We start from the raw sequence: 22,307 nt of genomic DNA, 5'->3' as shown, positions 1-22,307 counted from the left end.
ATCTAAAACAATAATTATTCTCATAATTTAAGTTTTTAGTTGGTTAATAAAAGTAAAAAAGAGAGCTGTGGTGGCTCTCTTTTTTTTTACATTTTTATATTTGATAACAGTATTCATTTTTATCTCTTTATATTATATAGTACTTTTGGAATGGATATTGTAAATACACAAAACAAGTATATGTATATCAATTAATAACAATACCCTAAATTATGAAAAAGCCTATCCTACTTTTACTTATAATATTGAGCACTTTTCCTTCTTTTGCCCAAGAAAATCATAAAGCTTTTGATTCTGGTGAATGGTTTAGGTTTAGAATTCATTACGGTGTTTTTACAGCAAGTTATGCCACATTAGAGGTTAAAGACGACATGATTAATAACACACCTGTTCACCATATAGTTGGAGCCGGTAAATCTACTGGTCTACTAAGTGTATTTTTTAAAGTTGAAGATTATTATGAAACTTATATAGATAAAGACGAAGTTAAGCCGTATCGCTTTATCCGAAAAATAAACGAAGGAGGACATACCAAGGATATTGAAATAAACTTTGATCACCAACAAAGCCAGGCTTTGGTTTTCAATAAGAAACATAATACAAAGAAAACTTTTCCTATAAAATCCAACGTACAAGATATGATGTCTTCTTTTTATTATTTGCGTAATAGTATTAAGACATCTTCATTAAAAAAAGGTGACGAACAATATGTAAATATGTTTTTTGATAATGAAAACTATCGTTTTAAGTTAAAATTCCTAGGAAGAGAAGTTATTAGAACTAAAATGGGTAAAATTGCATGTTTAAAGTTTAGACCTTACGTTCAAGCCGATAGAGTTTTCAAAGAAGAAGAAAGTATGACAGTTTGGGTTAGTGATGATGACAATCGCATGCCTGTAAGAATTAAGGCTGATATTTTAGTTGGCTCTATAAAAGCAGATTTAGATGCATTTAAGGGACTTAAGTATCCATTTAAAATTGTTGTTAATTAATGAATGAACCAATACAACCAGAAATTGCCGAAAAAATAAAGCAATTAGAAAAAAAGTTTAAAAACTCAGGGCAAGACTTAGGCTCATACTTAGACGGGCTACTTCATGATCGTTATCTAACCTATTGGGATTATATTCACTTAGACACTTTACTAAGTCTACAAATTCCGCGAACTCATTTTCCGGACGAAGAAATATTTATTACCTATCATCAAATAACAGAACTTTATTTTAAGCTTATTATTCATGAGTTAAAACAAATCATTGATGATAAACTACAGACAGCCCAGTTCTTTACCACAAAACTAGAACGAGTAAATCGCTATTTCAGAGTTTTAATCAATTCTTTTGATGTTATGATCAAAGGAATGGATAGAGATCAATTCTTAAAATATAGAATGTCGTTATTACCTGCTAGTGGATTTCAATCTGTACAATATAGATTGATAGAAATATATGCTACTCCGTTAGTAAATCTCGTTAATATTAAAAATCGGTCTCAATTTTCTGAGCAAGATAAACTTGAAGATATATTTGAACATTTATACTGGAAATCTGGAGCTACCGACAAAGAAACTGGTGAAAAAACGCTTACCCTTAAACAATTCGAGTATCGTTACACCCCTAGAATGATGAGAATTGCGCATCAAGTTAAACACAGCACTATTTTTCACAAATATCTTGAACTACCAGAAAAAGAGCAAAATAACGTGCACCTTATCGAAGCATTACGTACTTTTGACACTAATGTCAATATTAACTGGTTATTAATGCACATGGGAGCAGCCTTCAGATATCTTAATAAAGAGAAAGGGGAGGTTTTGGCTACCGGAGGAACTAATTGGAAAAAATTCTTACCTCCTAGTTTTCAAAGAATTATGTTTTTTCCTGATCTTTGGAGCGAGGAAGAAAAAGAAAACTGGGGTCAACAATGGGTTGCTCATCAATTTAATACCGTAAAATAAAATAGTCGTCAGTTGAAACAAATAGGTTATGCACTACTATTTATAGTAGTATTGTTTTCATGCAAAAAAGAAAAGAAAGAAGCAAAGATTATAACACCAGAGGTAATTGAAGAAAAAAAAGAACCTCCTGTTATTACAAAATATGGTTATGTTCTAGATAACTTTAATGTTATTAAAGACACAGTACGTCCCGGAGATAGCTTTGGTGCTATAATGGACGCACATGGTATCACCAGATCAAGAGTATTTGAAATTAGCAACAAGATTAAAGATACTTTTAATGTTGCTAGAATTATGGCCGGAAAACCATATATGCTCCTTACTTCAAAAGACACAACACAAAAAGCCCAAGTCTTTGTTTACCAAAATAATAAGATTGACTATACTGTTATCGATTTTAGAGATAGCATTATGGCTAAAAAAAGAAAGAAACCCGTAAAACTTGTAGAAAAAACAGCTTCAGGCACCATAAATAGTAGTTTAATGCAAACATTTGATGATTTGGATTTAAACTTTTTGGTAGCATATGACATGGCTGATATTTATGCCTGGACAATAGATTTTACAAGACTGCAAGCTGGTGATCGATTTAAAGTAAAGTATACCGAAAAATTTATCGACGATACAATTCCTGCTGGCGTTGATAAAATTAAAGCTGCCTACTTCGAACATATCGGAAAACCAATTTATGCTTTTAGATTTGAAGAGGATTCTATAAATGGAGCTATTGATTATTTTGATGAAGAGGCTAATAATTTAAGAAGAGCCTTTCTTACAGCACCAGTAAAGTTTAGTAGAATTTCTTCTAGATATAACCTCAGACGTAGAATTAAATACTACGGAAACAAAGTAAGACCACATAGAGGAACCGATTTTGCAGCACCTATCGGAACACCAATACTTGCAACTGCAGATGGTATTGTCACAAAATCTGAACGTAGAGGCGGTAATGGTAAATATGTTAAAATAAGACATAATGCCACTTATGACACGCAATATCTGCATATGAGCAGACAAGCAGTTAAAGTTGGAGAATTTGTAAGACAAGGTGATGTTATAGGATATATAGGTATGACTGGTAATACCGGAGGACCTCATGTATGTTATAGGTTTTGGAAAAATGGAAAAGAAGTAGACCCTTTTAAACAAGATCTTCCGGCATCAAAACCACTATCTGATAGTCTAAGACCAAAGTTTTTTAACCATATAGAACCCATAAAAGCTGAATTAGACAGCATTCAATTCAAACCACAAGAAATTTTATAAAATGGCATTACCAACTATTAATCCCACCACCACAAAAGCCTGGGAAGCACTTATATCACATTACGAGAATATAAAAAATCTACATCTCAAAGATCTTTTTAAACAAAATCCAGATCGTGCTCAAACATTTTCTACGGTATGGAATGATTTTTACATAGATTATTCTAAAAATAGAATTGATCAAACGACTAAAACTTTGCTTCTAGATCTTGCTAAAGAAGTGAAACTAGAAGATGCAATACAACATTATTTTTCAGGAAGCAGTATTAATGAGACAGAAGAAAGAGCTGTATTACATACAGCGTTAAGAGCTCCTTCAAACAAAAATATACTCGTAGCAGATAAAAATGTAGTACCTGAAGTCACTGCCGTAAAAGAAAAAATTAAACAATTTACAGACCAAGTGGTATCTGGATCCTCAACAGGTTATACAGGAAAAGCGTTTACAGATATTGTAAATATCGGAATAGGAGGCTCTGATCTTGGCCCTGCAATGATTACAGAGTCTTTAGAGTTTTATAAAAATCACTTGAAACTACATTTTATTTCTAATGTCGACGGTGATCATGTACATCAAAATCTTAAAAACTTAGATCCTGAAACCACTCTTTTTGTAGTTGTTTCAAAGACTTTTTCAACTCAAGAAACACTATCTAATGCAACCACAGCCAGAAACTGGTTTACAGATAAAGCCCCAAAAACCGAGGTAGGTAAACATTTTGTTGCTGTTTCTAGCAATATCCCAAACGTTACCGCATTTGGAATTGAAGAAGAAAACATATTCCCGTTATGGGATTGGGTTGGCGGTAGATTTTCATTATGGAGCGCTGTTGGACTATCAATAAGTCTATCTGTAGGCTATGAAAATTTTGAAGCCCTTTTAGAAGGAGCACATGAAATGGACGAACATTTCAAAACAGCTCCTTTTGAAGACAACATACCTGTACTATTAGGTATGCTAAGCATCTGGTATAATAATTTTTTTAATGCTGAAAGCGAAGCTATTATTCCATATTCTCAATATCTTCATAGATTACCTGCATATTTGCAACAAGGCATTATGGAAAGTAATGGAAAAAGTGTTGATCGATCTGGAAATAAAACCAACTATCAAACAGGAACAATAATTTGGGGAGAACCTGGGACAAATGCACAACACGCTTTTTTTCAGCTAATTCATCAAGGAACAAAAATTATTCCGGCAGAATTTATAGGTTTTAAAAAATCTTTATTTAATGATCAAGATCATCAAGATAAATTAATGGCGAATTTCTTTGCACAGACAGAAGCCTTAATGAATGGGAAAACCGAAGCTGAAGTTCAAGAAGAACTAAAATCCAAAAATCTATCTGCCCAAAAGCTGAAGCAATTAGTACCTTTTAAAATCTTTGAAGGTAATAAGCCGACCACTACCGTATTGATAGAAAAATTAACTCCAAAAAATTTAGGAGCGTTGGTATCGATGTATGAACAACGAATATTTGTTCAAGGTGTTGTTTGGAATATCTTTAGTTATGATCAATGGGGAGTAGAATTAGGTAAACAATTAGCAACAAAAATCCTAAACGAAATTAACGATACTACTATTTCTGAACATGACTCTTCAACAAAAACACTACTAAAACAATATTTAAATTAACTACTATTCCTATTGTCTTTTTCAGTCCTTAGGTCGTATAAAACATAGAATTAATAGTACTAAAAACACCTCGATCATATTTAATTTTTAGATCGAGGTGTGTTTTTCTGAACGAGTTAACGATAATTTTACGCAAAAGTTGCAGAAAAAAACTACTATGTTATCAACATTTTTTCGGTTAACAAGTTGTTAATATCTTCAATGTATTGACAAACAGTATACTTACATAATATTACTACCTTAATCCTGTATACAATTTGTTAAAATACTTAACATTATCTTAAACTTGGTTTGCATAAAGATTCGTTCTTTTGCGGCGATTAATTAACTCAATTTTTTATATGAAAAAGATTACATTTTTATTAGTTGTAATCCTACTAGCAACTGTCGGGGAAACATTTGCTCAAGGAGTAGTAACGGGAACAATATTTGATGCAGAATCAAATGCTCCATTACCAGGAGCAAACGTAATTGAATCAAGAACTAACAACGGAACAACTACAGATTTTGATGGAAAGTTTTCTATTAAAGTAACAAAGCCAACAGGAATTATCAATATTTCTTATGTTGGATTTCAAACACAAAACATTCCTTATGATGTTACAAATGGCGATCAAGATCTAGGTACAGTAAGCTTAAGCTTAGGAAATAGTCTAGAAGAAATCGTGATTGTAGGTTCTGGAGTTGTCGATTTGGCAGAAGACAGAAAAACTCCAATTGCTGTAGCAACAATTACAGGAGAGGACATTCAGTTAAAAGCAGCAGGAAATGTTGAATTTACTGAAACAATTAAAAACACTCCTTCGGTTTACGTTTCGAATCAAGCAGGAGGTTTTGGTGATAGCCAGATTTTCTTAAGAGGTTTTGATGACACTAATACAGCTGTATTATTAAATGGACAACCTATTAATAGTCCAGAAGATGGTAGAGTATTTTGGTCAAACTGGGCAGGTATGTCTGACGTAGCCAATGCTGTACAAGTACAACGTGGTTTAGGTTCGTCTAAACTAGCAATCTCATCTGTTGGTGGTACTATTAATATTGTATCTAAGTCTACAGATAAACGTGAAGGTGGTTATGTAAGATTACTTACAGGTAATGATAGTTATGCAAAAGGAACAATAAACTACAACACTGGATTAAGTGATAGTGGATGGGCTTTTTCAGTTTTATTAGATCACTGGCAAGCACATAGAAAATATTCAGAAGGAACTGCAGGTGCAGGACAAAACTATTTATTCTCTGTAGGATATAAGCCAAACGATCAGAATACTTTTAACTTATTAATTACTGGTGCACCTCAGTGGCACGAACAAAATTTCTCTCAAGACCTTGAAGTTTTTGCTCAATTTGGAGAAAAGCACAACAGAAACTCAGGTTTCTTAGATGGAGAGCGTTTTACAGAAAGAAGAAACTACTATCACAAACCAGTAGCTAACTTAAACTGGGATTTTGATATTAATGACCAATTAGAACTTTCTACAGTACTTTATGCATCATGGGGACGTGGTGGTGGAACCGGAGGCCTAGGTAGAGGGCGAGTTAGAGTCAACAATGACAATAATAATAATATTGACTTTGATCAAATTGTTGAAAATAACATTGCTACTGCAGATGCTAATGGATTTGGAAACTTTGGATCATCATACATCAGAAGATCTTCTGTAAACAACCATAACTGGTATGGATTACTTTCTAATTTAAATATTGAATTAGAAGAAAATTGGGCTTTTAACGTTGGATTTGATGCTAGATTGTATCATGGAGATCACTTTAGACAAGTAAATGATTTACTAGGTCTTAATGGATTTACCGATAATTTTAATAACGCAAATAGACCTAGTGATTATACCTTCACCGAAGAATTTGAAGCTAACCCTTGGTCCGCTTTATTTAACTTTGCAGACGAAGCTAATCGTACACAATTTGACTATTCTGAAGATATTAATTATTTAGGAGGTTTTGGTCAAGCTGAATACTCAACAGATAAATTTGCTGTTTTTGCACAAGCTGCATTATCAACACAATCCTACCAAAGAGAAGGGCGTTTTACAGGAACAGGTAACGGTCTTGGGAAATCTGAAAAATTAAACAAAATAGGATATAATCTTAAAGCTGGAGCATCTTATAACTTTACTGATCAGCACTCAATTTTTGCGAATGCTGGATTTTTCTCACGTCAACCTTTCTTAGATAATGTATTTGCAGACATCAGAAACTCTAATGACTTAGTAGATCCAGAAGTTGATAACGAAGAAATTACTGGTTTAGAAGCAGGTTACCGTTTTAAAGGTCAAAACTTTAAATTAAACGTTGATGTTTACAGAACAGAATGGGCTAATCGTTTCTTATCTGTAGCTGGACCAGAATTGCAACCAAGTGGAGATTTTACTACATACAGATTAACATCTGTTGGGCAAATTCACCAAGGATTTGAGTTTGACTTTGAATACAGACCAAACGGAGGAAGATGGAGACTAAGAGGATATGGTTCTATGGGTAATTGGAAATTCGACGGAGAATCGCCATTTACGTTAGCAAACAATCAAACAGCAACCATTATAGAGACTGGAAACATTGATCTTACAGGAACCAAAGTTGGTAATGCGGCACAAACATCTTTTGGTGTAGGTGGATATTTTGACATTTTGGATAACCTATCTGTAGATGCAGATTATAATGTTTACACAGATTTATATGGTTTTGTAGATCCAGAAGATGTAGCAGAAGCTGGATTTAGAGGAGAAGTTTTTCAAGCTCCAAGATTACCTTCATATGATCTTGTTGACCTTGGTGTAACTTATAAATTTAATTTTGGTGCAGACAGATTAACGTTTAGAGGTAATGTTAAAAACGTATTTAACTCACCATATATAAGTCAATTAAATTCTTTTGGATATTTCTTAGGAATTGGAAGAACTTGGAACGCTAGCTTAAGCTATAAGTTCTAAGAAAAAATATTGATTTAAAATATCATATTAAACCCTTATTCGAGAATACGAATAAGGGTTTTTTTTATTCACAAAACCCATATAATCAATGCATTAAATAAAAAAAATCCACTTTTAATACACCCTAATTACCACTATAAAACATTCTAAAAGAGCTATTTCAATTAACTGACAGTTAATATTTTAACACTTCTTTTCATCTAATACTTACCATTACTTAACTTTTAGATAAGCCTAGGTAGTAACGAGATTATTTCTTTTGTAAGATAATTAACACACAAATAGTTAGAATGAAAAAGATTACATTTTTATTAGTTGTAATCCTTATAGCAGTCGTTGGGGAAACGTTTGCACAAGGAGTAACTACGGCCTCTTTAGGAGGTAAAATCACAGACAATACAGGAGGGCCTCTGCCTGGGGCAAATATTATTGCTATTCATCAACCTTCTGGAACAAAATATGGTGCTACTACCGACTTTGATGGGTTTTATAGAATTTCTGGTATGCGTTCTGGAGGCCCCTATACTATTACCATATCATATGTTGGTTTTAATGAATACAAAAGAGAGAATGTTTCATTACAATTAGGTGAATCATTTCGTATTAGCACCCAAATGGTTGAAGCTACAAATGATTTGGAAAAAGTAGTTATTACTGTACGAAACAATGGGGTTTTTAATGCTAACAAAACTGGAGCAGAAACGAATATTTCTCAAAGAGATATTCAAAACCTACCTCAGACATCACGTTCTGTTGCCGATTTTGTAAGATTAACACCTCAGGCACAGGTTAGCGAGGGAGACGATGGTTTTAGTATTTCGTTAGCAGGTCAAAATAACAGATATAATGCTATCTATATTGATGGTGCTGTTAATAATGATGTTTTTGGACTTGCCGGTTCTGGAACTAATGGAGGACAAACTGGAGTAAATCCTTTTTCTGTAGATGCTATAGAATCTTTTCAAGTACAAATTGCTCCTTTTGATGTTAGAATAGCAGGTTTTGCTGGTGGTGCTATTAGTGCAGTTACAAGATCCGGAACAAATACGATCGAAGGATCTGTTTATGGGTTTGTTAGAAATCAAGATTTGGCAGGAAAAACACCACCTAGCCTACTAGATGAAGGAGAATCTGAAGAAAAATTCCCAGAATTTACAGCTACAACTTATGGTCTACGTGTAGGCGGACCTATTATAAAAGATAAATTATTTTACTTTATTAATTACGAAAGAGAAGATAGAGAGGTTCCGCAACCTTTTAATATTAGTAATTATAGAGGTGACTCAAATACCCTTGCCGCAATAGAAGATCTTAGATCTAGAACTTTGGCTACTTATGGTTATGACATTGGTGATTTTAGAAATAATACAGCCACATTAGAGAGTGATAAACTAACCTTCAAATTAGATTGGAATATCAATGACAATAACAAATTATCTTTTAAACATGGCTATGTAAAAGGTAATAATCTTGAAGCAAGATCATCTAATAACTTTGGTATAGGTTTCTCAAATGGTTCTGAAGAATTTGTTACGGTCACTAATTCTTCTGCGTTAGAAATTAATTCTTCAATAGGTACAGACTATTCAAATAACTTTATTCTTGGATATACCAGAGTAAGAGACGATAGAGATCCAGCAGGAAATCCTTTCCCAACAGTACGAATAGCAGATGGATTAGATAGTAGAAATTTTAGACAAGGGCTTATTTTTGGTAACGAACCTTTCTCAACAGCCAACCTTTTAGATCAAGATATTTTTACACTCACAAATAATTTTGAAATTTACAAAGGTCGCCACACAATTACTCTGGGGACTCATAATGAATATTCTAAAATTAAAAACCTATTCTTTGCGTTTAATCATGGAGATTATACATTCTTAACTATCGAAGATTTTCTTACTGGGCAACCACCTAGTTTTTATCAAACAGAATACTCATTGTTAGGAGATGGAACTGTTGGTGATAACTCTGATGGAGCAGCAGAATTTGATGTATTTCAATTAGGTTTTTATGTACAGGATGAAGTACAGTTTACAGATAATTTCAAAATTACAGCTGGACTTCGTTTTGACATTCCTTACTGGGAAGATGGTCTTATAAATAATGATTTCAACAACAGAACTATTCCATTATTAGAAGCCGCAGGATATGATTTACAAGGTGCTAGAGTTGGTAAGGCAGTTGATGCACAGATATATGCTTCTCCAAGAGTAGGTTTTAATTTAAATGTAAACGGAAAAAGTAACACACAAATTCGTGGAGGATTTGGTATTTTTACATCAAGATTACCATTAGTATGGCCAGCTGCCACCTATAACAACAACGGAATTACCGGAGGTCAAACAAGAAGTTTTGAACTTTCAGATCCTGTTGTATTTAACCCAAATGTAAATGAACAACCAGTTAATGTTCAACCTGGATCTGGTGGTTTAGGAGGTGCTATTAACCTATTTACTCCTGATTTTAAATTACCTCAGGTATTCAAAACAAATTTTGCCATAGATCAAAAGTTACCATTTTGGGGCTTAGTTGCTAGTGCAGATTTTATCTGGAACGATAATATAAATGCCATTAATTACGAACAATTAAATATTCAAGGCGTCGAAGGTAGATTAAATGGCCCAGACAATAGACCTTTTTATAACGATGATGCAATTGATAATACCTATGGGGATATAATTCTAGCATCAAACACTGGAGAGGGTAACTCTTGGAATGTTACCTTTACCTTAAGAAAAACATTTCAAAAAGGTTTTCAAGGACAAGTATCATATTCATATGGTGATTCTAAATCTCTTTTCGACGGAACCTCTTCTAGAAATATTTCTCAATGGAGAGGTATAGAAACTGTTAGTGGTAAAAATGCGCCTGAGTTAAGTAGATCTGATTTTGCTCAAGGTCAAAGAATCACGGCAAACGTATCTTATGAACACAAATGGAATGACAACTTAAAAACGACTATCGGTTTATTTTATGAAGGATCTCAAAGTCAACCCTATTCCTTTATCTATAGAGGTGCATTACTTGGAGATAACAGAACCGATAATGCCTTAATATTTATTCCTGCAGGTCCAGATGATATCAACTTGGTTCCTATCTTAAACGACGCAAACGAAGTTGTTGCAACACCAGAACAACAGTGGGAAGATCTAAATCGTTTTATTGAAGGCAATAGTTATCTAAGATCAAGAAGAGGTGAATATGCAGAAAGAAACGGTGATCAAGGTCCATGGAGTCATGTTCTTGATCTACGTTTTGTACAAGACTTTTCAATCAACTTTGGAAACAAAAAACACACTCTTCAAGCTACAGCTGATATCAATAATTTTACTAATCTACTAAATAAAGATTGGGGTAAACGTAAATTTATTCCCGGTTCTGTTAGTTTAATTAATGTGGTAGAAGGTGGTCCTGATCCTGAGTATACTTTTGAAGCCAGCAGGTTTAACGATGGTATTGAGCAAATTGTTGATACAGGAAGACTAAACTCTTCTAGATGGCAGATGCAAATAGGGCTGAGATATTTATTTAACTAAAAATATTTCTAAAATACTATATTTTAAAAACCTCATTCGTTTATTCGAGTGAGGTTTTTTTATTGATTATATTTACGTTGAAAATATCAAATACATAATTATGTACGAAGCAATACAAATCGTTCACTCTTATTGGGCCTATCTTGTTGTCCTCATTGTTACCCTTGCAACTATTAATTCACTTATTGGTTTTTTTAGTAAAAGAGAATACGCACCAAAAGATTTTAGAGTATCACTATTTGCACTTATAGTTACTCATATTCAACTTCTAATTGGTATTGTCATTTTCTTTGTATCTCCCCTAGTAGTTTGGTTTTCTGGAAGCCATAAAATGGGAGAGATTATGGGAGATGCTACCTTGCGTTTATATAATGTAGAACACCCTATGATGATGATCCTAATGGTTGTTTTTATCACTATGGGGTATTCAAAACACAAGAAAAAACTAACATCTACTCCAAAATTTAAGATGCTAGCTATTTTCTATACTTTAGCTTGGGTTATCATGTTATCCCGTATTCCTTGGGCCAATTGGTTCTAATAGGTAAATACTGATAAAATAAAACCTCAAAATTTGGATGTCTCCTTAAATTTTGAGGTTTTTTTACATCCCGAACACTGTTAGTACAATATTCCTACTGCCCCCATAATCGCGATGTTCGCAAAGATATATGCCTTGCCAGATACCCAAATTTAATTTACCATTTGTAATAGGTATTTGCACAGAAGCCCCCATTAAAGAAGATTTTATATGCGCTGGCATATCATCTGAACCTTCATAGGTATGTATATAATAAGGTGCATTTTCTGGAACCAATACATTCATATGACTCTCAAAATCCTGTCTTACAGTTGGATCAGCATTTTCATTTATAGTTAAACTTGCCGAAGTATGTTTGATAAACACCTGTAATTGACCTATTTTTATTTGCTCAATTTCAGGAATACTAGCAATAACTTGATTCGTAATTAAATGAAACCCTCTTTTTTGAGGAGTTAATTGGATTTCTTTTTGGAAGAATTTCATAGAAACTAGTATCGTAAAAAAACTTTATTTATTCTTGAATAAATTAAACAACAAATGATATGACCAATTTAATACAAATTTCACAGTCATAACCTACTGTATTTCTATTTACTCTATACCTTTACAACCTAAAGTCGCAATTCACTATGGATTTATCACAAATTAAACTAGTAGCAACAGATATGGATGGCACACTTCTTAACTCTAACGGTGATGTAAGTCCTCTTTTCTTTGAGCTCTTTGAAGAATTACAACATCTTGGAGTAACCTTTATTGCTGCTAGTGGGAGACAATACTATAGTATTATTCATAAACTAGATGCTATTAAAAACGATATTATTGTTATTGCAGAAAATGGTGCATTAACTATGCAACGTGATAAAGAGCTACAATGTACAGAGATTAATCGTGAAACATACCTAGAGTTACTTGATCTCACAAAAGATCTAGAAGGATCACAAGTGATTCTATGCGGAAGAAAAAAAGCATATATAGAACCCCATGGGTATGTTTTCGAAAATATGCTTAGCGAATTTTATGGTCGATATGAAGTTGTAGACAATTTATCCAAGGTAGTTGATGATCAATACTTGAAAATTGCCATTTGCAATCAAAATGGCTCTGAGAAATATTTGTACCCTGCCTTAAAACATCTCGAAAATCGCCTAAAGGTAAAAGTATCTGGCGAGGTCTGGTTGGATATATCTCATCATAATGCTCATAAGGGATATGCATTACAAAAAGTTCAAGAAAACCTAAATATTAAACCCGAACACACCATGGTTTTTGGAGATTATAATAACGATCTCGAAATGATGTCACAGGCAACCTATAGTTTTGCGATGCAAAATGCGCATCCTAATGTAAAAGCCATTGCGAATTATAGTACCAAAAGTAATAATGAAAATGGGGTAGAATATATGTTGCAAAAAATGATTAAAGCCAAAAAAGCTACCAATCTTTAATTATAACCTAAAACAAACTGTTTCTTAATTATTATTCCTAACTTTATAATGATTACCCCATAATAGTGCAGAGTCTTCTGTATGATATCATAGTTTTTTACACCTAAAAATGTCTTGTCAAATGTACAAAAAGTGTCTTTTATTGACTCATCACAATTAGTAACCAATAAAGCATTTTTAAAAATTGTACCTCATTATAATGATAGTACAAAAAATAGTACATACGCCGTTGCAGGCTACAATTTTTGATATACAGGATGAAATAGCATGAAATAGTATTCTTTCGTCAAAATACAGAGATTTACATATTGTCATTAAAAATGATCTATAATGAGTTTTATAATTTCAAAATTCATCAAAAAAATAGACAACTTAAAACCTTACTATGACGCTCAAGTGTTTCAATGCAAAAACTATTGCCAAAGAACTAGATTGGTTCCAGGAGTTGATACTCCTAAGGGGTAAGATTACATTTGAGCAGTCATCAGAAGAAGAAGAAATTCTAAGAATCAAGCCACCATTATTAGAAAACACTGAATCGCCATATGCCAATTTGATCAAAAAGCATACTATGGGATCAGAGGAACGACTGGTATTGATTCTAGCACTAATCCCCCATATAAAACCTGCGTTACTAGATTTATTACATACAAAAAACAGGCTCTATGACATCCCTTTTACAGAATTTGGAGGGATAAAACTTGATAAACATAAAGCCTATTTGCCAACAATAGAAACAGCAATATTTATACTTGCAGGCGATGATTTAGAAAAAAGATTTGAGTTATTATCCTTATTTAATAAAGACCATTTTTTTCAACGAGAAGGTATTTTATCATTAGACAATTCATCTGCAAAAGAGCCTCTGTTATATTCATTGTTGTCTGTATCTCAAGAATACTTGTCTTTATTTATTACAGGTGAAACCTTTAGACCTGACTTTAGTGATCATTTTCCCGCAAAACGCATATACACCTATCAAGAATGGGGCGATCTAATCGTTACGGATCATATAAAACAAGGACTTGATGAGATTAAAGACTATTTAAAATATGGAAAAAAATTAAAAAACGAATATCAGTTTGGAAAAAAAATTAAACCGGGGTTTAAAGTATTATTTACCGGTCCTCCTGGAACAGGAAAAACATTAACGGCAAGTTTATTAGGTAAATCTTGCCAAATGGATGTATATCGAGTAGATCTATCGATGGTGGTCTCAAAATACATAGGTGAGACCGAAAAAAATCTTTCACGTGTATTTGATATTGCCGAAACAAAAGATTGGATTCTCTTTTTTGATGAAGCAGATGCTTTATTTGGTAAAAGAAGTATTACTTCTGATGCACATGATCGCTACGCTAACCAGGGTGTTTCATTTCTATTACAAAGAATGGAAGCTTTTGATGGTTTGGTAATATTATGTTCAAATTTTAAAAAAAATATAGACGAAGCTTTTTTTAGAAGATTTCAGTTAGTTCTTGATTTTGAACTCCCAGATGCACACCATAGGTATATTTTATGGAATACATCAAAAACCAATGAATTTCATTACGACACCGAAATAGATATAGAATTTCTAGCAGAACAACATGAACTAAGTGCTGCATCCATAGTTAATATTCTTCATTATAGCATCCTAAAATCTTTAAGGAGAAATGATAAAATCATCAAAATAAAAGATATCAATGCTGGATTAAGAATAGAAAAAATAAAGGAAGGAAAAAGTATCGTTTAATAGAGCATTACTGGTTCGCATATAAATTTAAATAGCGAATTACTAATACCTATTAAAACTAGCTACAAGCAAGATTTGTCTTTGTTAAAAATCAATTAAGAAACTAAAAAAAATTACAAAACATAAAGTAATCACACAAAACACACAATCATGTATTATATTAACATTAACATAAGAAGTTATAACTTTTTGTTAAAAATAGCTATATTTAATAGAGGAAAATGGGATAACAACATAGCAAGGCAAAGTTTAATAGGGATCAACTGATTAATTTTTATGCACTACTATGATCCATACTGCACTCACATATATCCAGGAAATACTAAATGAAAATTTTAAAAACGAGTTTTCTATTTCTGAAAATAAAGTTGTCCTTTCTAATATTATTAATAATGACGGGGGCATTGCCCAAAACATTGATAGTAAAATTGTTTTTTTTCTAGTAAACCTTGATGAAGAATCCTCTTTAAAAAATAACCTAAATCGTTCAATGCACTCTGGCAGCGATTCTTTTGGTCATAAACACCCTGCTTTACATTTAAATATGCGCTTGCTTTTTTGTGCCAATTTCACTGAAAAAAATTATGTCGAAGGTTTAAGATACCTGTCTTCTATTCTTCAGTTTTTTCAAGCTCACAAAAAAATAACACCCAACTCTTCAAACACTTCCGCATCGCATATTGATAGATTAAATTTTGAATTGTGCAAATTAGATTATGGTGAATTAAGTCATCTCTGGTCAGCAATAGGAGGTAAACTAATGCCTTCGGCCTTATATAAGGTTGGAATGTTAATGTTTAATGATGCTCCGATACAGAAAGTAATTCCGTCGATTAAAAATACAGAAAATTAAATATAATCATTGAGTATGAGGCAACAGTATAGTCATATATTAACCCTATTATTTAGGCATCAGTACTTTAGAGATAATTTGTTTAAATCAATTCAAATTTCCTATTCTGAAAGTACTGCTAAGCTAATTCAGGATCTAAATATTATCCTAAAACCCTTTGTAGGGGGAATTCACGTACTTGTCTCTAATCCTGATCTATTAAACAGATCAAATGACGCAGATCCAATACGATTATACATTAATTGTGAAGATCCATTTTATATCAACTACACAGAATTATCAACCTATAACCCCACGGATACTGTGTTATGGTTTAACAACTTAAATTTAACAGTCAATTCTGATCCAGAAAATAAAGACCTTAAATTACATAAAGAAGGTTTTGTTAGCGAAAACGAAATTATAAAACTATCAAGCAACACCATAAGTATAGATAAGTTTCAAACAGATAAGGAGTATAATTTTACAGATGTATTTAAAAACGAAATTTCTACCGAATTTCTGAGTCAGTCCAAAAGTTTTTCTAATCATTTCATACCCTCTAATTTACCTGAAGGTATCATATATCTGTTTCAAGAAAAACAAGAAATAGAGAAGATCTATTACTATCCAAAAACTATCGAAAAAAACCCTTTGGGCATAGTTGATCTATACACAACAACACTTTTAAAACAATACAAAGAGCAAGGAAAATTAAACTACACAATAGCCTTTAATAGTAAAGAGACGATTTGGAAATATTTTTTCGTAAATCCTATATATCAAAAATTTGACAAACTCAGTATTATAGATAAAGGTAAAGAACAACTATTTAGTTCACCTCAAAAACAATACGTACACGGAAACACAGAAGCATTAGTATTTGAATCCAATAATAAGCTTCCGCTTTCTGAATTTTCAAAGAACAATTTTCAATTAGTAGATAATTATGACAAAGAACTCAGATCAGGAAAGGTAATCATTAAGAATTTAGCAAAACCGTCTCCTGAGCAATTGTATAGTGATGAAACAAAACCGAATGAACTCGTTTATTCACATATTTATATATAAAAACAATTAATACAGAACGATTATGGCACAAAAATTAATGACACCGGGCGTTTATATCGAAGAGATAAATGCATTTCCAGGTTCTGTCGTAGAAGTAGCGACAGCCATTCCTGCATTTATTGGCTACACCGAAATAGCTTCTAGAAATGGTAAATCTCTTATAAATCAACCCGTAAGAATTACTTCGTTTAAAGAATTTTACGAACTTTTTGGTGGTGGGTTTAATCCTAAATTCACGCTTAATAAAGTAGGAGGAAATCAGGCAGCAGCACCAAAAAAACCTGAAAAAGGTAAAGGTGCAGATGATAAAGCTGCCAAGGACCCAAAAGCCGCAGATAGTAAAGCTACAACTACAGATCATAAACATCTGGTGACTATCAATGGCGAAGAAAGAGCTATCGAATATAAAGACAACAACCTTTTGTTTATGTATAATAGTATTAAGCTCTTTTATGCAAATGGTGGAGGAACCTGTTATATCGTATCTGTAGGTACTTTTTCTGGAAAAGATGCTATGGAAATCAAGAAAGATGATATTCTAGGAGAAGCTACAGAAGGAGGCTTAATGACATTGCTTAAACAACAAGAACCAACTATGATTGTTATTCCTGATGCAGTAGCTCTGGGGGATGATTGTTATGAAGTTTATAAACAAGTACTTGCACATTGCGCTAAAATGCAAAGTAGAGTAGCTATTTTAGATATCTATGATGGAGATGGCGATCGTATCGTAGGAGATGCATCTGTTGATGTTGTTACTAAATTTAGAGAAAAGATCGGAACAGAAAATCTAAATTATGCATCAGCATATTACCCTTGGTTAAATACCAATATTGTTGAAAGTGGTGAAATTACATTTAAAAATCTTGATGAAAGTGTAGTTCTTAATGATTTGCTTCCTGAAGAAAAAGCCAAAGCATTATTAGCCGCAAATGCTAGTGCTGCCAAAGAAACCTCAGAAGCATTAATAAAAAATAATGAGCGAAATCTACATTTAGGTTTAATGGCTACCAGTCCAACGTACACAAATCTTTTAGATGAAATAAGAGAAGTAATGAATCTTTTACCACCTTCTGCAGCAATGGCTGGTATTTACACAACAGTAGACAATAATAGAGGTGTTTGGAAATCTCCCGCAAATATTAGCTTTAATAGTGTCATCAAACCCTCTGCAAATATTACGCACGATCAGCAAGAAAACTTAAATGTCGATGCTATTTCAGGTAAATCAATAAATGCCATTAGAACCTTTCCAGGAGTAGGAACGCTTGTTTGGGGTGGAAGAACACTTGATGGTAATAGTCTTGATTGGAGATATATAAATGTAAGACGAACTATGATCATGCTAGAACAGTCTATAAAATTGGCACTTAGAGCATATGTTTTTGAACCTAATGACGCTAATACATGGGTAACCGTTAAAAGCATGATTATTAATTTCTTAACCGAAAAATGGAAACAAGGTGCTTTGGCAGGAGCTTCACCAGATGACGCATTTGATGTACAAATAGGACTCGGAAGTACAATGACGAGTTTAGATATTTTAGAAGGAAAAATGCTAGTAACTATCAAACTTGCAATCGTAAGACCTGCAGAATTTATAGTAGTAACATTTCAACAACAAATGCAAAAATCATAACAATGTTGTTTTCATTTTTTTCATCTCAACTAGGATGTAGCAATCTTAGAAGAAATGACTAAAAATGAAATACGTATCAATTAAAAAAATAAAAACCTTTAAAACAAAATATTATGGCAGGAGAAGCACAAGATAAGAACTGGCCGTTACCAAAATTTTATTTTATGGTAGACTGGGGAAGTACAACTAATATTCCTTTTCAAGAAGTAAGTGGTTTAGATATCGAAACACAAGGAATAACATATAGACACGGTAATAGTCCTGTATTTTCAGAAATTAATATGCCTGGAATTGTTAAAAACAGTAATGTAACCATGAAAAAAGCAGTGTTTGCTAAGGATAATGGCTTCTGGGATTGGTATAGCAAAATAAAAATGAATACTATCGAGCGACAAAATGTTGTAGTCAAACTTTTGGATGAAGGCGGAAATCCTACCATGACCTGGACCCTTAGTAACGCATGGCCTACAAAGATTAAATCAACAGATCTTAAATCTAATGGTAATGAGGTTGCAATCGAGAGTATAGAAATAATGCATGAAGGATTAACTATCGCTAATGGATAAAGAATATGATAAACAATAGTTTTTTCAAACCTGGCTATACGCCTCCATCTGCATTTTATTTTAATGTAAAATTTACTGGTTTTGGATCAGATAAAATGGAAAGTAGTTTTCAAGAGGTATCAGGTTTGAAAGTAACTCTTGGAACAGAGCCAAAAAAAGAAGGTGGAGATAATCGATATATGCTTCACCTTCCAACACCTCCAAAATTTGAAAACCTCGTATTAAAGCGTTGTCTATTATATAACTCAAAGTTAGAAAAATGGTGTAGAGACGCTCTCGAGGATTTTAAATTTGATCCGAAAGATATTCAAGTTGCTCTTTTAGGCGCTAATGGAGGGACTTTAGCCTCTTGGACAGTAGTTAAAGCGTATCCTATTGCTTGGGAGTTATCAACACTTAATAGTACAAGCAACCAATTAGCAATAGAAACATTAACATTAAAATACAGACTTTTTAAAAAAGATAAAAAATGACATTAATAATTAAAGAGCTTGTTATTCGTGGAGTTGTATCCTCAGATGATTCAGAATCAAATGAATTCTCTTTTAATAAGGAACACATATCGCCCTATCTAGAACAGATGAAAAAAGAGATAGAACGTGAATGTTGTGAAAAAATATTACAAAAATTAGAAACCACTACAATTAGGTAAATTATTTATGGGGCAGTTAACAAAAATGAAAATTGTTGCTTATAAAAACCCTGATTTTTCAAGTAAAGTAGGAGAATATGATGTGCTTGTAAACCCAGAAAACTATAAGAAAACCAAAGAGCAACAATACATATCAACAGATACTATAGGAGAAAGTGCTAAAACCGAGAAATATAAAGGAAGTGGACCTGGCACATTCAAAATGGTTTTGTTTTTTGACGGAACAGGCATCGTTTCGAAAAAAAAAGTAGATGATCAGATTAAATTGGTAAGAGATTTAGTCTACAAATACAATGGTGATATTCATGAACCCAATTATCTTAGAGTATACTGGGGTACTCAATCATTGTTTCAAGGTAGATTAAAATTATGGAGTGTTAATTATACTATGCTTGATCTTGATGGTACTCCTTTAAGAGCCGAAGTAACAGCAACATTAACCTCATCAATAAGTGCTAAGAACAAAGCCCTCGAAGAAAAGAAAAATTCTGCAGATTTAACACATGTAAGAACGGTATTAGACGGTGATAATCTTCCGTTAATGTGCCATAGAATCTATGGTGATAGTAGCTACTATATTAAGGTAGCAGAACATAACGGACTCACTAATTTTAGAAATATAAAACCTGGTAAGTTAATTGCTTTCCCTCCTGTTATTTAATAAACTATGGCAAAAGTATTACAACAATCAGATGGTGTATTAAGCTTTGATATTAGTATCAATGGCTCTAAAATTAAAGATGTCGTAGAAGTAAGTGAAATATCCATTCACACAGAAGTTAATAGAATATCTTCAGCGATTATAAGTATAGAAGATGGCGGGGCAATAGGCGCTGTAAACAATCCCTTTACCAATAGTGAAGGAAATGATTTTATCCCCGGAAACGAGATAAAAATATCGTTAGGATATGACAACAAAAGAGAACTTGCATTTCAAGGAATTATCATATCGCATAGATTAATAGTTAAGCGCGGTAAATCTCAACTGATGATTACCTGCAAAGACAAAGCCGTCAATATGACCAAAGGTCGGTTTAATAGCATTTTTCAAGACAAAAAAGATTCAGACGCTATAAAAAGCATTGTTGATAAATATGGTTTAAAATTAACTATGGATGCTACTACCCAGGTAATGCCAGTATTAATGCAATATAATTGTAGTGATTGGGATTTTACAGTGATTAGAGCAGAGATGAATGATATGACAGTATTAACTAAGAACAACGATCTAATTATTAAAAAGAATAATTTTGGTGATACCCCACAATACGAGATAAATTCTTCTCAATATGTTGTCGATATTGATCTTAATCTTGACAGCGAAAAAATATCTGATTCTTATCAAGTTACGGCTTGGGATGATAAAACACAAAAAGAGAATGCGGTTTCTATTACTATTAATGATAGCCTTTCTCAAGGAAACTTATCTGCAAAAAAAATATCTGGAGCGGTTGATAATGGTACATTTAATCAGTATTCATCAGCTTCACTTTCAAAAAATGAATTAAAATCCTGGGGATCCTCTCTTGCAAATAAAGCTATATTAAGCAAAGTACAAGGTAAAATTGTAGTTCCAGGAACTACATCATTAACCGCAGGGGATATCATTACTATTTCTGGTTTTAGTGCACGTTTTAATGGCAAAGCGTACCTTTCTCAAGTGATTCATGAAATAAAAGATGGGAGTTGGCTTACGACTTTACATGTTGGAAGAGCCCCAAAGTGGCATTCTTATTTACCTGACATTAGAGATACAATGGCATCAGGCTTAATACCTGCTACAAGCGGACCCCAGATCGGTAAGGTAAAAAAAATAGATGAAGATCCAGAAGGTAAATATCGTGTATTGGTTTACTTACCTACTTTTTCAGGAACAGGTCAGACTACTGGTATTTGGGCAAGGCTATCATTTCCGTATGCAACTGCCGATGCTGGTTTTTTTTTCTTTCCAGAAATTGACGATGAAGTAGTAGTAACTTTCATTAATAATGACCCTAGGTTCCCAGTCATTACAGGAGCCTTATATAATACCAAAAATAAACCTAAAGAAGTTGCCGATAGTACGAATCAATATAAATCGATTTATTCAAAATCAGGAATCAATATACGTTTTGACGACAAAGACAAAATCATAACCATAGAAACTCCCGGCGGCAATTCATTTACTATGGATGATAAAAACAAGAGTATTACCGCAAAGGATATTTCTGGAAATTCTTTACTCCTGGATCAATCAGGAATTGCAATTGATAGTTCAAAGGATCTAAAACTATCTGCAAAAGGAAACATAGACATTTCGGCTTCTGCAGGAATAAATATAGAGGCAAATTCTGATGTAGCTATAGATGGTACTAATATTCAGTTAAGTGCTAAAGCAAGTTTAACGGCAAAAGGAAATGCCTCTGCAGAAATTTCGGCCGCCGGCCAAACCACCGTAAAAGGTGCAATGGTAATGATTAATTAATACT

Annotated in this window: 18 protein-coding genes; 17 read left to right on the top strand and 1 reads right to left on the bottom strand. The window is 32.9% G+C overall.

Annotated features, from left to right (window positions below; translation table 11 throughout):
- Window positions 1-212 precede the first annotated feature (212 nt).
- The 7 genes from D1816_RS17495 (at window position 213) to D1816_RS17465 (ending at window position 11,893) form a co-directional block, all read left to right on the top strand.
- Entirely contained in the window at window positions 213-992 is a 780-nt protein-coding gene (locus D1816_RS17495; protein WP_066315610.1) for a DUF3108 domain-containing protein, read from the top strand.
- Window positions 992-1,957: a tryptophan 2,3-dioxygenase family protein gene (locus tag D1816_RS17490; RefSeq protein WP_118504514.1), complete on the top strand. Its 966-nt coding sequence runs from the start codon at window positions 992-994 to the stop codon at window positions 1,955-1,957. The genes D1816_RS17495 and D1816_RS17490 overlap by 1 nt, the downstream gene beginning before the upstream one ends.
- Before the next feature lie 12 nt (window positions 1,958-1,969).
- A complete protein-coding gene (locus tag D1816_RS17485; RefSeq protein ID WP_066315604.1) occupies window positions 1,970-3,223 on the top strand; it encodes a peptidoglycan DD-metalloendopeptidase family protein in 1,254 nt (417 codons plus the stop codon).
- Between the two features lies 1 nt (window position 3,224).
- Window positions 3,225-4,862, top strand: a complete 1,638-nt coding sequence (pgi, locus tag D1816_RS17480; RefSeq protein WP_118504512.1) for a glucose-6-phosphate isomerase — start codon at window positions 3,225-3,227, stop codon at window positions 4,860-4,862.
- A 341-nt stretch (window positions 4,863-5,203) separates the two neighbouring features.
- Window positions 5,204-7,813, top strand: coding sequence for a TonB-dependent receptor (locus D1816_RS17475; RefSeq protein ID WP_118504510.1), 2,610 nt, complete (start codon window positions 5,204-5,206; stop codon window positions 7,811-7,813).
- A gap of 290 nt (window positions 7,814-8,103) precedes the next feature.
- A complete protein-coding gene (locus D1816_RS17470) occupies window positions 8,104-11,352 on the top strand; it encodes a carboxypeptidase regulatory-like domain-containing protein (RefSeq protein WP_118504508.1) in 3,249 nt (1,082 codons plus the stop codon).
- A gap of 100 nt (window positions 11,353-11,452) precedes the next feature.
- Complete coding sequence (locus D1816_RS17465) at window positions 11,453-11,893, top strand: hypothetical protein (RefSeq protein WP_066315594.1); 441 nt, start codon at window positions 11,453-11,455, stop codon at window positions 11,891-11,893.
- 63 nt (window positions 11,894-11,956) lie between these two features.
- Here the strand turns inward: D1816_RS17465 and D1816_RS17460 are convergent, their stop codons facing one another.
- Complete coding sequence (locus D1816_RS17460) at window positions 11,957-12,379, bottom strand: secondary thiamine-phosphate synthase enzyme YjbQ (protein WP_118504506.1); 423 nt, start codon at window positions 12,377-12,379, stop codon at window positions 11,957-11,959.
- Window positions 12,380-12,525: 146 nt separating this feature from the next.
- Between D1816_RS17460 and D1816_RS17455 the strand changes: the two genes are divergently transcribed.
- The 10 genes from D1816_RS17455 (at window position 12,526) to vgrG (ending at window position 22,303) form a co-directional block, all read left to right on the top strand.
- Window positions 12,526-13,344 carry an HAD family hydrolase gene (locus D1816_RS17455; RefSeq protein WP_118504504.1) on the top strand — a complete coding sequence of 273 codons (819 nt, stop codon included), beginning with the start codon at window positions 12,526-12,528 and terminating at the stop codon, window positions 13,342-13,344.
- 385 nt (window positions 13,345-13,729) lie between these two features.
- Window positions 13,730-15,079: an ATP-binding protein gene (locus tag D1816_RS17450; protein WP_118504503.1), complete on the top strand. Its 1,350-nt coding sequence runs from the start codon at window positions 13,730-13,732 to the stop codon at window positions 15,077-15,079.
- Between the two features lie 286 nt (window positions 15,080-15,365).
- Window positions 15,366-15,932, top strand: a complete 567-nt coding sequence (locus D1816_RS17445) for a DUF4255 domain-containing protein (protein ID WP_066315587.1) — start codon at window positions 15,366-15,368, stop codon at window positions 15,930-15,932.
- Window positions 15,933-15,947: 15 nt separating this feature from the next.
- On the top strand, window positions 15,948-16,982 hold the full coding sequence (locus D1816_RS17440) for a hypothetical protein (RefSeq protein WP_147405058.1): 1,035 nt from the start codon (window positions 15,948-15,950) through the stop codon (window positions 16,980-16,982).
- A gap of 22 nt (window positions 16,983-17,004) precedes the next feature.
- Complete coding sequence (locus D1816_RS17435) at window positions 17,005-18,621, top strand: phage tail sheath C-terminal domain-containing protein (RefSeq protein ID WP_118504498.1); 1,617 nt, start codon at window positions 17,005-17,007, stop codon at window positions 18,619-18,621.
- A 113-nt stretch (window positions 18,622-18,734) separates the two neighbouring features.
- Window positions 18,735-19,187 carry a phage tail protein gene (locus D1816_RS17430; RefSeq protein ID WP_066315584.1) on the top strand — a complete coding sequence of 151 codons (453 nt, stop codon included), beginning with the start codon at window positions 18,735-18,737 and terminating at the stop codon, window positions 19,185-19,187.
- 5 nt (window positions 19,188-19,192) lie between these two features.
- Complete coding sequence (locus D1816_RS17425; RefSeq protein WP_066315582.1) at window positions 19,193-19,660, top strand: phage tail protein; 468 nt, start codon at window positions 19,193-19,195, stop codon at window positions 19,658-19,660.
- A complete protein-coding gene (locus D1816_RS17420) occupies window positions 19,657-19,839 on the top strand; it encodes a DUF5908 family protein (protein WP_066315580.1) in 183 nt (60 codons plus the stop codon). Before D1816_RS17425 ends, D1816_RS17420 begins: the two co-directional genes overlap by 4 nt.
- 7 nt (window positions 19,840-19,846) lie before the next feature.
- On the top strand, window positions 19,847-20,500 hold the full coding sequence (locus tag D1816_RS17415; protein ID WP_066315576.1) for a hypothetical protein: 654 nt from the start codon (window positions 19,847-19,849) through the stop codon (window positions 20,498-20,500).
- 6 nt (window positions 20,501-20,506) lie between these two features.
- Window positions 20,507-22,303, top strand: a complete 1,797-nt coding sequence (vgrG, locus tag D1816_RS17410; protein ID WP_118504496.1) for a type VI secretion system tip protein VgrG — start codon at window positions 20,507-20,509, stop codon at window positions 22,301-22,303.
- Window positions 22,304-22,307: the final 4 nt, after the last annotated feature.

The sequence above is a fragment of the Aquimarina sp. AD10 genome (assembly GCF_003443715.1).
Classification (GTDB): Bacteria; Bacteroidota; Bacteroidia; order Flavobacteriales; family Flavobacteriaceae; genus Aquimarina; species Aquimarina aggregata.
This window is presented reverse-complemented; position numbering and strand designations above follow the sequence as displayed.

Coding starts and splice junctions, on each gene's coding strand:
- D1816_RS17495 (WP_066315610.1), top strand. CDS start 213: ATGAAAAAGCCTATCCTACTTTTACTTATAATATTGAGCACTTTTCCT.
- D1816_RS17490 (WP_118504514.1), top strand. CDS start 992: ATGAATGAACCAATACAACCAGAAATTGCCGAAAAAATAAAGCAATTA.
- pgi (WP_118504512.1), top strand. CDS start 3,225: ATGGCATTACCAACTATTAATCCCACCACCACAAAAGCCTGGGAAGCA.
- D1816_RS17475 (WP_118504510.1), top strand. CDS start 5,204: ATGAAAAAGATTACATTTTTATTAGTTGTAATCCTACTAGCAACTGTC.
- D1816_RS17470 (WP_118504508.1), top strand. CDS start 8,104: ATGAAAAAGATTACATTTTTATTAGTTGTAATCCTTATAGCAGTCGTT.
- D1816_RS17465 (WP_066315594.1), top strand. CDS start 11,453: ATGTACGAAGCAATACAAATCGTTCACTCTTATTGGGCCTATCTTGTT.
- D1816_RS17460 (WP_118504506.1), bottom strand. CDS start 12,379: ATGAAATTCTTCCAAAAAGAAATCCAATTAACTCCTCAAAAAAGAGGG.
- D1816_RS17455 (WP_118504504.1), top strand. CDS start 12,526: ATGGATTTATCACAAATTAAACTAGTAGCAACAGATATGGATGGCACA.
- D1816_RS17450 (WP_118504503.1), top strand. CDS start 13,730: ATGACGCTCAAGTGTTTCAATGCAAAAACTATTGCCAAAGAACTAGAT.
- D1816_RS17445 (WP_066315587.1), top strand. CDS start 15,366: ATGATCCATACTGCACTCACATATATCCAGGAAATACTAAATGAAAAT.
- D1816_RS17440 (WP_147405058.1), top strand. CDS start 15,948: ATGAGGCAACAGTATAGTCATATATTAACCCTATTATTTAGGCATCAG.
- D1816_RS17435 (WP_118504498.1), top strand. CDS start 17,005: ATGGCACAAAAATTAATGACACCGGGCGTTTATATCGAAGAGATAAAT.
- D1816_RS17430 (WP_066315584.1), top strand. CDS start 18,735: ATGGCAGGAGAAGCACAAGATAAGAACTGGCCGTTACCAAAATTTTAT.
- D1816_RS17425 (WP_066315582.1), top strand. CDS start 19,193: ATGATAAACAATAGTTTTTTCAAACCTGGCTATACGCCTCCATCTGCA.
- D1816_RS17420 (WP_066315580.1), top strand. CDS start 19,657: ATGACATTAATAATTAAAGAGCTTGTTATTCGTGGAGTTGTATCCTCA.
- D1816_RS17415 (WP_066315576.1), top strand. CDS start 19,847: ATGGGGCAGTTAACAAAAATGAAAATTGTTGCTTATAAAAACCCTGAT.
- vgrG (WP_118504496.1), top strand. CDS start 20,507: ATGGCAAAAGTATTACAACAATCAGATGGTGTATTAAGCTTTGATATT.